Raw genomic sequence first — 13,875 nt, 5'->3', positions numbered from 1 at the left:
GTCACACGCCCCTTTCGCGACTGAAGGCCATCAGGTTGACCCTGATCTTCTGCCACGGCGTCGGCGGCAGGCTCCGGGACGAACCGCGGGCGAAACGGCGCTCCAGGTAGTACTGGAAGACGCTGAACACGCTGGTCATGACCAGGTACCAGATGGAGGCCACGAACAGCATCTCCATGACGGCGTACGACGTCGAGCCGATCGTCGAGGTGGCGCGCAGCAGTTCGTTGTAGGTCACCGCGTACACCAGCGACGAGGTCTTCAGCATGTTGATGAACTCGTTGCCCGTCGGCGGCACGATCACCCGCATCGCCTGCGGGATCACGATCCTGCGCAGCGTCTTGCCGTGGCTCATGCCGAGCGCGTGCGCGGCCTCCGTCTGGCCCTCGTCGACCGCCATCAGACCGGCGCGGCAGATCTCCGCCATGTATGCGGCCTCGTTCAGGCCGAGGCCCAGCAGGGCGCACATGAACGGGGTCATCACGTCCGTCATCTCGTCCTTGTAGATCGGACCGAGATTCAGCATCGGGAAGATCAGCGCCAGGTTGAACCACAGCAGCAGCTGGACGTAGACCGGGGTCCCGCGGAAGAACCAGATGTAGAACCAGGCCACCCAGCTCGTCACCGGGTTCTTGGAGAGCCGCATCACGGCCAGCACGACGCCGAGGACCACGCCCACGATCATCGCGAGGACGCTGATCAGCAGGGTGCGGCCGGCACCCGCGAGGACCGTGGAGTCGAACAGCTTGTCGCCGACCGCGCTCCACTGGATCTTCTCGGCGGTGGCGAACGCGTTGACCAGCAGGGCCACCAGCGCCAGCACGATGACCGCGCTGACGTAGCGGCCGTAGTGGCGGACCGGAATGGCCTTGATGGTCTCCGGTGCGAGGGAGGCCGGCGGCGGTGTGTCCGCCGGCCCCTTGTCGAACTTGTCAGTCACCGTGACTGCCCTTCAGTGGTGCGGGGTCCGTCACTTGCCGCCGTTGATCGCGGCCTTGTCGATGGCGCCGGTCTCGGCGCCCCACTTGTCCAGGACCTTCTTGTACGTGCCGTCCTCGATGATGGCGTTCACGGCCGCCTCCAGGGCGCTCGTGAGCTCCTTGTTGTCCTTGTTCACCGCGATGCCGAACGGGCCGGCGTCGACCTGCTCGCCGACGACCTCGAAGGCGTTGCCGCCGTCGGCCTTGCGGGCGAGGTCGACGGCGACCGGGTAGTCGTTGACGCCCGCGACCGCGCCGCCCGACTTCACCCGGGTCTGGGCCTCGGTGTCGTTGTCGAACGACTCGATCGTCATCTTCTTCTTGCCGGCCTCGGTGCACGCCTTGGACTGCTTCTGCAGGGCCTGCTCGTAGGTCGTGCCGCGCTGCACGGCGACCTTCTGACCGCAGAGGTCCTCGATCGAGCCGATCTTCTGCGGGTTGCCCTTCTGGACGTAGATGGCGGTGCCGGCCGTGAAGTAGTCGACGAAGTCGACACCGGGGCCGAGCTTCTTGCCGTCCTCGTCCAGGCCTTCCTGGCGCGCCTTGGTGTCCGTGATGGAGGACATGGCGACGTCGTAGCGCCCGGAGTTCAGGGAGCTGATCAGGCCGTCGAAGGAGCCCGAGGTGAACTGGAACTCCACGCCCAGCTGCTTGCCGAGCGCGGCCGCGATGTCGGGGTCGACGCCGACGATCTTGCCGCCCTCCTGGTACTCCATGGGGGCGTACTCGGCGTTGGTGCCGACCTTGATGACGCCGGCTTTCTGGATCTTCGCGGGCAGCTTGTCGAACAGCGGGGCCTTGCTGGACGACGCGGATTCCTTGGTGCTGCCGCCGCTGTCCGTCTGGTCACCGCAACCGGTGAGAATCAGGGCGCCTGCGACCGCGATCGCACCTACCGCGGCAGTCCTGGTGCGCGCGACGGTCGTACGACGGGTGGAGCTTGCGGTCATGGTGGGTTCCTCCGGCGGATGGGTGGAGTTGCCGATGGGCGGGGCGGCTGCCGAGTGGTTCGGCAGCGCTGCCTTCATTCCTCAGGTCGACGAGAGCACACGCCTTCGAGTGTCGCGACCTCGTGTGATGACGGCATCTTGCCATTCGGACTGGACCATTCAGGGGGCCGGTCATGTCAAAATCGGATAACGGGTGACCCCCGAACCGCACCATGTCCGTACATCACGACCGGACCATCTGCGGGAATCTGGCATTCCGGCCGGAAGATCTTCGGTGCGAGTCGCGGAGCGGGCGACCGGGACGGAGCGGGCCGCGGTCGGTTGGGCGCCTGTCAGGTGATCGTCAAGGGCCTGCCGATGGTTTGTCCGGATGGCCCTCCATGATTCATGTCACCGGCCTCCGATGATCGATGATCGATTTACGTTCCGGCATGTGACCTTGGACGTATTGGACTCGTCCTCGACGCCGGTCGTCCGGTAAGAAGGTTCTTTACACCCCTCATCCGGGGCTCAGGGCGCGTGTGCGGCGCGCCCGTCGTGTACCGGCCCGTACGCATCAGTGAACAGGGCCGTACGCGGTGCCCGCCCACTTCTCAACCAGGAGTGGCCACCCTCAAACCATGAAGACCTAAGGGGTAAGACAAAGTGGCAGCGGAGATCGTCAATCCTCGCAGCGACAGCGATACGGGACAGGACGGAGGGGCGGAGCCCCTCGATTCCTTCGACCCCGCGTTCGCGCTGCACCGCGGCGGCAAGATGGCTGTGCAGGCCACCGTGCCGGTCCGTGACAAGGACGACCTGTCCCTCGCGTACACGCCCGGCGTGGCGAAGGTGTGCAGCGCCATCGCCGAGAAGCCGGAACTCGTCCACGACTACACGTGGAAGTCGTCGGTCGTCGCCGTCGTGACGGACGGTACGGCCGTGCTGGGGCTCGGCGACATCGGGCCCGAGGCCTCCCTCCCGGTCATGGAGGGCAAGGCGATCCTGTTCAAGCAGTTCGGCGGCGTGGACGCGGTTCCGCTCGCGCTGGCCTGCACGGACGTCGACGAGATCATCGAGACCGTGGTCCGTCTCGCGCCGTCGTTCGGCGGCGTGAACCTCGAGGACATCTCGGCTCCCCGGTGCTTCGAGATCGAGCGGCGGCTCCAGGAGCAGCTCGACATTCCCGTGTTCCACGACGACCAGCACGGGACCGCGGTCGTGACGCTGGCGGCACTGCGGAACGCAGCGCGGCTGAGCGGGCGGTCGATCGGGGATCTTCGTGCGGTGATCTCCGGTGCGGGCGCTGCGGGCGTGGCCATCGCCAAGATGCTCGTCGAGGCGGGCATCGGGGATGTCGCCGTCGCCGACCGCAAGGGTGTCGTGTCCGCCGACCGGGACGACCTCACGTCCGTGAAGCGGGAGCTGGCCGGGTTCACGAACAAGGCGGGGCTGTCGGGGTCGCTGGAGGACGCGCTCTCGGGTGCGGACGTCTTCATCGGCGTGTCCGGCGGTACGGTCGCGGAGTCCGCGGTCGCCTCCATGGCGAAGGGGGCCTTCGTGTTCGCGATGGCCAACCCGAACCCCGAGGTGCACCCGGATGTCGCGCACAAGTACGCGGCCGTGGTGGCCACCGGGCGGTCCGACTTCCCGAACCAGATCAACAACGTGCTGGCGTTTCCGGGGATCTTCGCGGGGGCGCTGCAGGTGCGGGCCTCGCGGATCACGGAGGGCATGAAGCTCGCGGCGGCCGAGGCGCTGGCCTCGGTGGTCGGGGACGATCTGGCGGCGGACTACGTGATCCCGTCCCCGTTCGACGAGCGGGTGGCTCCGGCGGTCACGGCGGCGGTTGCGGCGGCGGCTCGGGCTGAGGGTGTTGCTCGCCGCTGAGTTCTGTTGCGTGTGGGGGTGGCCCTGTCCGGGTGTGGTTTCCGGGCGGGGCCATTTCTTTGCCTTCGGGTGCGGCTGATCGGGTGAGGGTGCCTCCGGCGGTTGGGCGGGTTCGGGTTCGGGTTCGGGTGCGGGTTGGGTGGGGGCGGGCGTTGTTGCGCAGTTCCCCGCGCCCCTGGATGCCTGCGGCGGCCCGTTTCGGCTTCGGTGGGGGCTGGTGTAGCGCGTGCGTTCCGGTGGGTGGGTCGGGGCCGGGGTGGGGGGTATCCGTCCTCGGTCCGGCGGCTCGGCCTGTTGAGTGGTGCTCGGTAATGGACGCCGGCCGCTGCGGGCGGACACCCCCCACCCCGTCCCCTGCGCGCCGTACGCGGCGAACGGCCCGTCGGGGCGCGCGGTGGGGCTAACGGCCCGTCGGGGTGCGCGGTGCGGCGAACGGTCCGTCGGGGTGCGCGGTGCGGCGACCGGTCCGCTGCGGCGCGCGAGGTGACGAACGGTCCGTCTTGGCGCGGGTGACTGCAACTCCCCAGGGGCGCGGGGAACTGCGCGACCAGCCCCCACCGGCCCGCAGACGCGCAACAACCTGACCCGGCACCCCCATAGGCGCCCGGCCCAAGCCCAGCGCAGCTGCCCGCGGCCGCCCGACAACCCGACCCGGCACCCCCATACGCGCTCCATTCCGCAAGAGGGCGTGTGTCACAGCGCGACCCGGTTCCCCACGCAGCCCCCGTTGCCTATCGTCAAGGTCATGTTCGCTGTCTACGCCGCCCGGATCGACCGCGACAACCCGCTCTCGGGACTGGAGTTGGGGGAGCGCCCGGCCCCCCAGGCTCGCCCGGGTTGGAGCGTCGTCGACGTCAAGGCCGCTTCCCTCAATCACCATGACCTCTGGTCCTTGCGCGGCGTGGGCCTCGCAGAGGACAAGCTGCCGATGATCCTCGGCTGTGACGCCGCCGGTGTCGACGAGGACGGCAACGAGGTCGTCCTGCACTCCGTCATCGGGCAGAGCGGGCACGGTGTCGGCCCCAAGGAGCCCCGTTCCATCCTCACCGAGCGTTATCAGGGGACGTTCGCCGAGCAGGTTGCCGTGCCGACCTGGAACATCCTCCCCAAGCCGAAGGAGCTGTCCTTCGCGGAGGCCGCCTGTCTGCCCACGGCCTGGCTGACGGCGTATCGGATGCTCTTCACGAATGCCGGGGTCCGGCCCGGTGACTCCGTGCTGGTGCAGGGTGCCGGCGGCGGAGTCGCCACGGCCGCGATCGTGCTGGGGAAGGCCGCGGGGCTGCGGGTCTTCGCCACCAGCCGGGACGAGGCCAAGCGGAAGCGTGCGGTGGAGCTCGGGGCCGTGGAGGCGCTGGAGTCGGGCGCGCGGCTGCCGCAGCGGGTGGACGCCGTCATCGAGACGGTGGGCGCGGCCACGTGGTCGCACTCCGTGAAGTCGCTCAAGCCCGGCGGCACGGTGGTCATCTCCGGTGCCACGAGCGGCGACCGCCCCTCGCACGCCGAACTGACCCGGATCTTCTTCCTGGAACTCAAGGTCGTCGGCTCGACCATGGGGACCAAGGACGAGCTGGAGGACCTGCTCGCGTTCTGCGCGGCCACGGGTGTGCGGCCCGTGATCGACGAGGTGCTCCCGATGGACCGTGCGCGTGAGGGCTTTCAACGGGTGGAGTCCGGTGAGCAGTTCGGGAAGGTCGTGCTCACGAACGGCTGATCTCTGCTTTCACTTCGCGTCGGCGGCCGGTCCGGGTTCGGACCGGCCGCCGACGTTTGTCAATTGTGGTTGACAGGTGGTTGGTGTCAACGTAGGTTGACGTCATGACCGAAGCAACGGATCTCGCCGAGCGCGCCGGTGATCGCGATCCCCGGGTCGGACTGCGTGCCGTCGCCGCACTGCGCAGGCTGCTGGAGCAGCTGGAGTCGGTGCAGGTGCGCAGTGCGCGCAATCAGGGCTGGTCGTGGCAGGAGATCGCCGCGGAACTCGGAGTGAGCAGGCAGGCCGTGCACAAGAAGTACGGGAGGCATTGATGTTCGAGCGGTTCACGAAGGACGCCCGGGCGGTGGTCATGGGTGCGGTCGAACAGGCCGAGGGGGCGGGGGGGCGGGTTCCGTGGACGCCGAGCATCTGCTGCTGGCGCTGCTGGACCGGGAGGCCAGCCGGGCCTCCTTCGCCCTGGCCGCTCTCGGGCTGGCTGAGCGTGGGGACGCCGTACGGGAGGCGCTGGGCGAGGCGCGGCGGCGGGCCGGGCTGTCCCAGGCGGACGCCGAGGCGCTGGCCGGGCTCGGGATCGACGTCTCGGAGATCGTCGCCCGGATCGAGGAGGTGCACGGGGTCGGGGCGATGTCCGGTGACCGGAAGGAGAAGGGGTGGTGGTCCGGGCGGCGCTCCTTCGGGCGGGGCGCCAAGGAGATCCTGGAGAAGGCGCTCCGTATCGCTGTGGCCCGGCGGGACCGCCATGTCGGCGACGAGCACATCCTGCTGGCCCTGACCGTGAGGCCAGGGGTGCCAGGGGAGGTCCTCGCCGATCACGGCGTGACCTACGAGTCGGTCGTGCGTGTCCTCTACGGCGGGGGAGAGGCGAAGGCCGGCTGAGTCCCGCGGGGGCGCCGCCGTCCAGGACGGCGGCGCCCGGCCGGCTCAGGCCTTCGGTGCTCGCAGCAGTGCTCCTATGTGGGCCGCCGCCGTCGACAGATGGCGGCGGGCGTCGCGCAGCTGCTCGGCCGTGATGCCGTGGTCGCGGGCCGCGTCGCGGATGTCGTCGCGGAAGCGGTCGAGCAGGCGGTCCAGGTCGCGGGCCGGATCGCCGGTGGAGTCCTCGTGGGCCCAGGCGGGTTCGTACTCGGCGGGAAAGTCCTCCGGGGTGTGCGAGTACTGGGGGCCCGGGGACGTCCCTTCGGCCTTCTCGGACTTCGCGCCGCCCCGGCCGAAGCCGAAGTCCTTCCCGAACTCCTTGCCGTAGTCCTTCCCGAACTCGCCGAACTCCTTGGCCAGTTCGGTCAGCCCCTCGCGCACCCCCGTAGGCCAGTCGCCGCGCGCGAAATGGTCCTGCACCTGCTCCTGTACACGCTTGGCGATGCGCTGCACCTCCTCCTGCGCCTGCTCCCGGGCCCGGTCCTGGGCCTCCTTGGCCTGGCGGCGGGCCCGCTGGGCCTCCTCGCGGGCGCGGCGGCTCTCGTCCTTGGCGCGCCGGGCCTGCTCCTTCCACTCCTGCTTGACGCGGCGCATCTCCTCCTTGGCGGTGCGCCACGCCTCCTTGTCGGCGTACTCCGTGAAGTCCCCGAAGGGGCCCTCGTGTTCACCGGTGCCGTCCTTGGCGCCACCGCCCCGGCGGGCCTGGGTCGCGGCAGCCCGCATCTCGCGCCGCAGATCACCCGCCGCGCCGCGCACGTCGGCCCGGATCTCGGCGGCGAGCTCGGCGACCGAGTCGCGGATCTCCAGCTCGAGGTCGGCCAGTTCACCGCTGCGGTCGGCCAGCTCGGCGCGGCCCGCGTCCGTGATGGCGTACACCTTGCGGCCGCCCTCGGTGGTGTGGGTGACCAGGCCCTCCGCCTGCAGCTTGGCCAGCCGGGGGTAGACGGTGCCGGCCGAGGGGGCGTACAGGCCCTGGAAACGCTCCTCCAGGAGCCGGATCACCTCGTAACCGTGGCGCGGGGCCTCGTCCAGCAGCTTCAACAGGTAGAGACGGAGGCGGCCGTGGGCGAAGACGGGAGGCATGTCAGAGCACCTTCTTGTCGGTCGTGCCGTCGGCCGGGGCGCGGGTCGGGTCGTCCGTCGGATCGACCGTGGGGTCGTGGTCGTCCGTGAGGTCGGGGTCGTCGGCCGGGCCGGAAAGGGGATTGTCCCCCGAGGTGCCGCCCTCGCTGTGCACCGGGTCGGCGGCGTCAGCCGGTCCGGCACCGGTGTCGGCGTCCTTCACGAAGGGATCCGTCTCCCACGGCTCCTCCTCGTCCTCCCGGGGCGGGCGGCGCAGGAGGGCGATGGAGCCGGAGACGGTGGTCGCGCGGAGCTTGCCGGTGCCGGCGCCGAGGCGGCCGGTGACCTTGTGGGCGCCCCACTGGCCGTGCACGCGCAGGCCGTCGAAGGCGTTGGAGATCGTCCCGCTCGCGGTGTTGGCCTCCACCTCCGCGTCCGCGGGCTGGGGGAGCCGGATGGCGATCTCACCCGAGACACTGGTCAGCCGGACCTCGGTGGGCCCCTCCGGATCGAGGTCCACGATCATCGAGCCGCTGACCGAGTCGGCCCGCACCGAGGGGCCTGAACCCTCCACGACGGTGAGGTCCCCGGAGACGGAGTTGAACCGCAGGTCACCGGTGACGGCCTGCGCCTCGAGGTTCCCCGAGACGGTGTCGGCGCGGACGGGACCGGAGAGGCGGACGAGGGTCGTGTCGCCGTTGACCCCCTTCACCACTGACGGGCCGCGCACCCCCGACACGACGGCCGCGGCGCTGACCACACCCACCTCGACGCGGGTGTCGGCCGGCACGGCCAGCGAGACGACCGCGCTGCGCCGCCAGCCCTTGCGGTCGAGCCACTTGAGGAAGCCCTTCCAGGGCAGGTCCTCGTAGGCCACCGTGAGGGTCTCGCCCTCCTGGGTGACGACCAGAGGCGGTCCCTCGATCTCGGACACCTCCAGGCGTGCGGAACCTTCGTCCGTGCCCACCACGTTCACCGTTCCGTTGACGATGCGCACGTGGAGTTCGCGTACGGGCTCGTCGAAGGTGAGCTTCCTGGGCTCCGTCACGGACCACTCGGGCATGGTGCAGACCTCCCCGTAGCAACGCGCCATATCGCGTCTCCTGCAATTCACGATATATCGTGGACGTCGAAAGTCAAGACACTCGTTCCGGGGACATCCAGGCTTCAGATATGAACAATCGCCGCAAAACGCTGAAAATCGCCCTAGCGTGTGACCATGTCGACGGAAGCCACCTCCCGCACCGGTCGCACCGGCCCCGCTCCCGGCGCCCTGCTGCTCTGCCGGGCCGCGCCGGATTCCGTCGCCCCCGCCGCCCGGCTGCTGCGCGAGCGCATGCTCCTCACGCGCGCGGGGGAGGGCTGGAGCGTCCTCGTTCCGGGTGGCGGGCCGTGGCTGCGCGGTGAGGAGCCGGTCGACCGCGTCATGACGGGCTGGGCCACCGCCCTGGCCGTCGGCGCTCCCTGGCCCGTTCTCGCCCTGTGGTGGGACGCCGACCGCGGCGGCTACACCCTCGCGTCCGGCTTCCACCGCCCTGTGGGTTACGTCTGGCTCGCCAATGGCACCCCGGCGGGCGAGGACGAGGCCATGCGCACCTTCGCGGCCCGCCTGGCCCTCGACCCGGTCCTGGACGTCCAGTCCCTCGACCACCTGACGAGACCGGATCCCGCCTCGGACGCCCGCGCCCGCCTGCGCGGTCTGCTCGCGGTCCTCACGCGCGTGGGCCTCGACCTCCCCGCCGGCCTCGCTCCCGGTGAACCGACCGACCGCCTCCACGAGGCGGCCCGGGATCGGCCGGACGCCCGCCCGGTCGAGTGGGAGGGTTGGCAGACGGTCCGCGGCGAACTCGAAGTCGTCGCGGGTCGGCGCCTCACCCCCTGGCTCCCCTGGTCCGGCGACCCCAAGGCCCGCACCCTCGCCCTGGCCCAGATGGCGGCAGGCCTCCCGCTGGCCGCCTGGGGCCTGCGACACCGCAGCGGGGGCTGGCTCACGGCGGGAGCGCTGCTGCTGGCACACGGGGCGCTCGGGCTGTCGTACGACCTGACGCACCCCCGCGACTGACCCCCGCGTCCGATCACCGCGTCCGGTCACCGGCACGAAAAGCGGGGCACCTCAGGGGCGCCCCGCGGTCGAGAAGCCGTACGACCTACTCGTCGTCCTCGTCGTCCAGCCGGGCCAGCCACGTGGCCAGCCGCTCCACCGGCACCTCGAAGTCGGGATTGAGGTCGACGAACGTCCGCAGCTGCTCGGCGAGCCACTCGAAGGTGACTTCCTCCTCGCCGCGCCGCTTCTCCAGTTCCTCGATGCCACGGTCCGTGAAGTACATGGCTCAAGGATAAGTGCGCCGAAACGGCCGGGCCGCACCCCTTTCGAACAGGGGTGCGGCCCGGTCACGTACAGCCTTCGAGAGCGGTTACGCCTCGAACACCTCACGCACCAACTGCTCCTGCTCGGCCTGGTGCCGCTTCGCCGAGCCCACCGCCGGGGACGAGCCGTGCGGGCGGGAGATCCGGCGCAGGCGCTCGCCGTGCGGGATGTCCGCGCCGACCGCCAGGTCCAGGTGGTCGATCAGGTTGAGGGCGATGAAGGGCCATGCGCCCTGGTTCGCCGGCTCCTCCTGGGCCCAGAGGTACTTCTCGGCGTTCGGGTACTTGGCGATCTCGGCCTGGAGCTCGGCACCCGGAAGGGGGTAAAGGCGCTCGACGCGGATGATCGCCGTGTCCGTGACACCGCGCTTCTGACGCTCGGCTTCGAGGTCGTAGTAGACCTTGCCGGCGCAGAAGACGACCTTCTTGACCGCGGCAGCGTCCACGGACGTGTCGCCGATGACCGGGCGGAACTGACCCGACGTGAACTCCTCCGTCTTCGACGCGGCGGCCTTGAGGCGCAGCATCGACTTCGGGGTGAAGACCACCAGCGGCTTGTGGTGCGGGTTGTGCACCTGCCACCGCAGGAGGTGGAAGTAGTTCGACGGGAGGGTCGGCATCGCGACCGTCATGTTGTTCTGGGCGCAGAGCTGGAGGAAGCGCTCCACGCGCGCGGACGAGTGGTCCGGGCCCTGGCCCTCGTAGCCGTGGGGGAGGAGCAGCGTCACACCGCTCGTCTGGCCCCACTTCTGCTCCGCCGCCGAGATGTACTCGTCGACGATCGTCTGCGCGCCGTTGACGAAGTCACCGAACTGCGCCTCCCACAGCACGAGCGCGTCGGGGCGGGCCAGCGAGTAGCCGTACTCGAAGCCCATGACCGCGTACTCGGACAGGAGGGAGTTGTAGACGTTGTAGCGGGCCTGGTCCTCGTTGAGGTACTGGAGCGGGGTGTGCTCCTCGCCCGTCTCCCGGTCGATCAGGACCGCGTGGCGCTGGCCGAAGGTGCCGCGCTGGGAGTCCTGGCCGGACAGACGGACCGGGGTGCCCTCCAGGAGCAGGGAGCCGACGGCCAGCGTCTCGCCCATGCCCCAGTCGATCGTGCCGTCCTCGACCATCGACGCCCGGCGCTGCAGCTGCGGCAGCAGACGCGGGTGGACGTGGAAGGTGTCGGGGATGTTGACCTGGGACTCGGCGATCCGCTTCACGGTCTCCGAGGAGATCGCGGTGTTCACGGCGACCGGGAACTCGGCCTGCGGGTCGGAGACCGGTCCGGCGGCCGGCTGGGCCGTGACGGCCTCGCGGACCTCCGTGAAGACCTTCTCCAGCTGGCCCTGGTAGTCCTGCAGGGCCTGCTCGGCCTCTTCCAGGGTGATGTCGCCGCGACCGATCAGGGACTCGGTGTACAGCTTGCGCACCGAGCGCTTCTTGTCGATCAGGTCGTACATCAGCGGCTGGGTGAACGCCGGGTTGTCCGACTCGTTGTGACCGCGGCGGCGGTAGCAGATGAGGTCGATCACCACGTCCTTGTTGAACGCCTGGCGGAACTCGAAGGCGAGCCGCGCGACGCGGACCACGGCCTCCGGGTCGTCGCCGTTCACGTGGAAGATCGGGGCCTCGATCATCCTCGCCACGTCCGTCGCGTACATCGACGAGCGGGAGGACTCCGGGGCGGCCGTGAAGCCGACCTGGTTGTTGATGACGATGTGGACCGTGCCGCCGGTGCGGTAACCCCGCAGCTGCGACATGTTCAGGGTCTCGGCCACCACGCCCTGGCCCGCGAAGGCCGCGTCGCCGTGCAGGGCGACCGGCAGGACCGTGAAGTCCGTGCCGCCCTTGTTGATGATGTCCTGCTTGGCGCGGGTGATGCCCTCGATGACCGGGTCGACCGTCTCCAGGTGGGAGGGGTTCGCGGCCAGCGAGACCTTGATCTGCTCGCCGTCCAGGCCCGTGAAGGTGCCCTCGGCGCCCAGGTGGTACTTCACGTCGCCGGAGCCGTGCATCGACTTCGGGTCGAGGTTGCCCTCGAACTCGCGGAAGATCTGCGCGTACGACTTGCCGACGATGTTCGCCAGGACGTTCAGCCGGCCGCGGTGGGCCATGCCGATGACGACCTCGTCCAGGCGGGACTCGGCGGCCGAGTCCAGCACCGCGTCGAGCAGCGGGATGACGGACTCGCCGCCCTCCAGGGAGAAGCGCTTCTGGCCGACGTACTTGGTCTGCAGGAAGGTCTCGAAGGCCTCCGCAGCGTTCAGCCGGCGCAGGATACGCAGCTGCTCCTCGCGCTCCGGCTTGGTGTGCGAGCGCTCGATGCGGTCCTGGATCCACCTGCGCTGCTTCGGGTCCTGGATGTGCATGAACTCGACGCCGGTGGTGCGGCAGTACGAGTCGCGCAGCACACCGAGGATGTCGCGCAGCTTCATCAGGGACTTGCCGGCGAAGCCGCCGACCGCGAACTCCCGCTCCAGGTCCCACAGGGTGAGGCCGTGCTCGGTGATGTCCAGGTCGGGGTGCTTGCGCTGGCGGTACTCCAGCGGGTCGGTGTCGGCCATGACGTGGCCGCGGACCCGGTAGGAGTGGATCAGCTCGAAGACGCGGGCGGCCTTCGTGACGTCGTCGTCGTGCGAGGCGTCGATGTCCTTGAGCCAGCGGACCGGCTCGTAGGGGATGCGCAGCGCCTCGAAGATCTCGTCGAAGAAGTTGTTCTCGCCGAGGAGGAGGTTCGCGACGATCCGCAGGAACTCGCCGGAGGCGGCACCCTGGATGACCCGGTGGTCGTAGGTCGACGTGAGCGTCATGACCTTCGAGATGCCGAGCTTGTTCAGGGTGTCCTGGGAGGTGCCCTGGAACTCCGCCGGGTAGTCCATGGAGCCGACGCCCATGATGACCGACTGTCCGGGCATCAGACGCGGCACCGAGTGGACCGTACCGAGGCCGCCGGGGTTGGTCAGGGAGACCGTGACACCGGTGAAGTCGTCCATCGTCAGCTTGCCGTCACGGGCGCGGCGGACGATGTCCTCGTAGGCCTGCCAGAACTCGAAGAAGTTCAGCGTCTCGGCCTTCTTGATGCCCGCGACGACCAGCTGGCGGTCGCCGTTGGGCTTCACCAGGTCGATGGCGAGGCCGAAGTTGACGTGCGGCGGCTTGACGAGGGTGGGCTTCCCGTCCTTCTCCGCGTAGTGCCAGTTCATCGACGGCATGGCCTTGATGGCCTGCACCATCGCGTAGCCGATCAGGTGCGTGAAGGAGATCTTCCCGCCCCGGGCCCGCTTCAGATGGTTGTTGATGACGATGCGGTTGTCGAAGAGCAGCTTCACCGGGACCGCGCGCACGGACGTGGCCGTGGGCAGCTCCAGGGAGGCGTTCATGTTCTTCGCGACCGCGGCGGCGGGACCACGCAGGGTCACCATCTCCGGGCCCTCCGCGGCAGAACCCGCAGCGGCGGCGGGCTTCGCGGCGGCCGGCTTGGCAGCCGGAGCGGCCTGAGCCGGGGCAGCGGCCGGAGCGGCCTTGGCGGGGGCCGGAGCCGCGGCGGCCGGCTTGGCGACCGGTGCAGCGGCCGGGGCCGGCGCGGCAGCCTGGGCCGGAGCGGTGGGGGCAGGTGCGGCCGCGGCCGCAGTGGTGGTCTCCGCGGCCCCCGCGGCCGCGGTACCCGCCGCAGCCGGAGCGGCGGCCCCCGACTTGTAGTCGGCGAAGAAGTCCCACCAGGCACGGTCTACCGAATTCGGGTCCTGGAGGTACTGCTGATAGATCTCGTCGACGAGCCACTCGTTCGGGCCGAACGCGGCAGCGGGGTTCTTGCCCGCTTGGTCTGCGTCGGTCGAGATGCTCGAGTTACTGGGGGACTGTGGCGACACGGCGGCAACCGCCCTCTTCCGCTTCTCACAAGGTGATGGACAGCGGGAATAAAGGCTACGCCCCCAAGACGGTGAAGGTCAGGCCGGGCCGGTCCATCGTCGTGTAAGTCACATCAAAGAGCGGGTTTCGGGGGTGGAAATGGCGGGAAACAAGCGTGGTTCCG

At 69.7% G+C, this 13,875-nt stretch carries 10 protein-coding genes and 1 pseudogene; 5 read left to right on the top strand and 6 right to left on the bottom strand.

The features are described 5' to 3' along the window. Position 1 precedes the first annotated feature (1 nt). Positions 2 to 940 carry an amino acid ABC transporter permease gene (locus M2157_RS16830; protein ID WP_280865642.1) on the bottom strand — a complete coding sequence of 313 codons (939 nt, stop codon included), beginning with the start codon at positions 938 to 940 and terminating at the stop codon, positions 2 to 4. A gap of 30 nt (positions 941 to 970) precedes the next feature. Beyond that, positions 971 to 1,930 (bottom strand): ABC transporter substrate-binding protein, encoded by a 960-nt coding sequence (locus M2157_RS16825; protein WP_280865641.1) that lies wholly within the window; start codon positions 1,928 to 1,930, stop codon positions 971 to 973. A gap of 645 nt (positions 1,931 to 2,575) precedes the next feature. On the opposite strand from M2157_RS16825, the gene M2157_RS16820 reads away from it, so the two are divergent. The 4 genes and pseudogenes from M2157_RS16820 (at position 2,576) to M2157_RS16805 (ending at position 6,389) form a co-directional block, all read left to right on the top strand. Next, positions 2,576 to 3,799 carry an NADP-dependent malic enzyme gene (locus M2157_RS16820; RefSeq protein ID WP_280865640.1) on the top strand — a complete coding sequence of 408 codons (1,224 nt, stop codon included), beginning with the start codon at positions 2,576 to 2,578 and terminating at the stop codon, positions 3,797 to 3,799. A gap of 745 nt (positions 3,800 to 4,544) precedes the next feature. Further along, positions 4,545 to 5,510, top strand: a complete 966-nt coding sequence (locus tag M2157_RS16815; protein ID WP_280862604.1) for a zinc-binding dehydrogenase — start codon at positions 4,545 to 4,547, stop codon at positions 5,508 to 5,510. A 104-nt stretch (positions 5,511 to 5,614) separates the two neighbouring features. Then, positions 5,615 to 5,824: an HTH domain-containing protein gene (locus M2157_RS16810; protein ID WP_007384656.1), complete on the top strand. Its 210-nt coding sequence runs from the start codon at positions 5,615 to 5,617 to the stop codon at positions 5,822 to 5,824. Then, positions 5,824 to 6,389, top strand: a pseudogene (locus M2157_RS16805) (Clp protease N-terminal domain-containing protein). Before M2157_RS16810 ends, M2157_RS16805 begins: the two are co-directional and overlap by 1 nt. A gap of 45 nt (positions 6,390 to 6,434) precedes the next feature. Here the strand turns inward: M2157_RS16805 and M2157_RS16800 are convergent. Together M2157_RS16800 and M2157_RS16795 are read right to left on the bottom strand one after the other, a co-directional pair. Beyond that, positions 6,435 to 7,511: a PadR family transcriptional regulator gene (locus tag M2157_RS16800; RefSeq protein WP_280862602.1), complete on the bottom strand. Its 1,077-nt coding sequence runs from the start codon at positions 7,509 to 7,511 to the stop codon at positions 6,435 to 6,437. Position 7,512: 1 nt separating this feature from the next. Next, complete coding sequence (locus tag M2157_RS16795) at positions 7,513 to 8,553, bottom strand: DUF4097 family beta strand repeat-containing protein (RefSeq protein ID WP_280862601.1); 1,041 nt, start codon at positions 8,551 to 8,553, stop codon at positions 7,513 to 7,515. Positions 8,554 to 8,709: 156 nt separating this feature from the next. Between M2157_RS16795 and M2157_RS16790 the strand changes: the two genes are divergently transcribed. Beyond that, a complete protein-coding gene (locus tag M2157_RS16790; protein ID WP_280865639.1) occupies positions 8,710 to 9,552 on the top strand; it encodes a hypothetical protein in 843 nt (280 codons plus the stop codon). Between the two features lie 85 nt (positions 9,553 to 9,637). Here M2157_RS16790 and M2157_RS16785 read toward each other — a convergent pair whose 3' ends face one another. Next, on the bottom strand, positions 9,638 to 9,817 hold the full coding sequence (locus tag M2157_RS16785; protein ID WP_003992906.1) for a DUF6104 family protein: 180 nt from the start codon (positions 9,815 to 9,817) through the stop codon (positions 9,638 to 9,640). 87 nt (positions 9,818 to 9,904) lie between these two features. Next, on the bottom strand, positions 9,905 to 13,711 hold the full coding sequence (locus M2157_RS16780) for a multifunctional oxoglutarate decarboxylase/oxoglutarate dehydrogenase thiamine pyrophosphate-binding subunit/dihydrolipoyllysine-residue succinyltransferase subunit (protein WP_280865638.1): 3,807 nt from the start codon (positions 13,709 to 13,711) through the stop codon (positions 9,905 to 9,907). Positions 13,712 to 13,875: the final 164 nt, after the last annotated feature.

This window comes from Streptomyces sp. SAI-127, assembly GCF_029894425.1.
Classification (GTDB): domain Bacteria; phylum Actinomycetota; class Actinomycetes; order Streptomycetales; family Streptomycetaceae; genus Streptomyces.
This window is presented reverse-complemented; position numbering and strand designations above follow the sequence as displayed.

Coding starts and splice junctions, on each gene's coding strand:
- M2157_RS16790 (WP_280865639.1), top strand. CDS start 8,710: ATGTCGACGGAAGCCACCTCCCGCACCGGTCGCACCGGCCCCGCTCCC.
- M2157_RS16795 (WP_280862601.1), bottom strand. CDS start 8,553: ATGCCCGAGTGGTCCGTGACGGAGCCCAGGAAGCTCACCTTCGACGAG.
- M2157_RS16815 (WP_280862604.1), top strand. CDS start 4,545: ATGTTCGCTGTCTACGCCGCCCGGATCGACCGCGACAACCCGCTCTCG.
- M2157_RS16800 (WP_280862602.1), bottom strand. CDS start 7,511: ATGCCTCCCGTCTTCGCCCACGGCCGCCTCCGTCTCTACCTGTTGAAG.
- M2157_RS16785 (WP_003992906.1), bottom strand. CDS start 9,817: ATGTACTTCACGGACCGTGGCATCGAGGAACTGGAGAAGCGGCGCGGC.
- M2157_RS16810 (WP_007384656.1), top strand. CDS start 5,615: ATGACCGAAGCAACGGATCTCGCCGAGCGCGCCGGTGATCGCGATCCC.
- M2157_RS16825 (WP_280865641.1), bottom strand. CDS start 1,930: ATGACCGCAAGCTCCACCCGTCGTACGACCGTCGCGCGCACCAGGACT.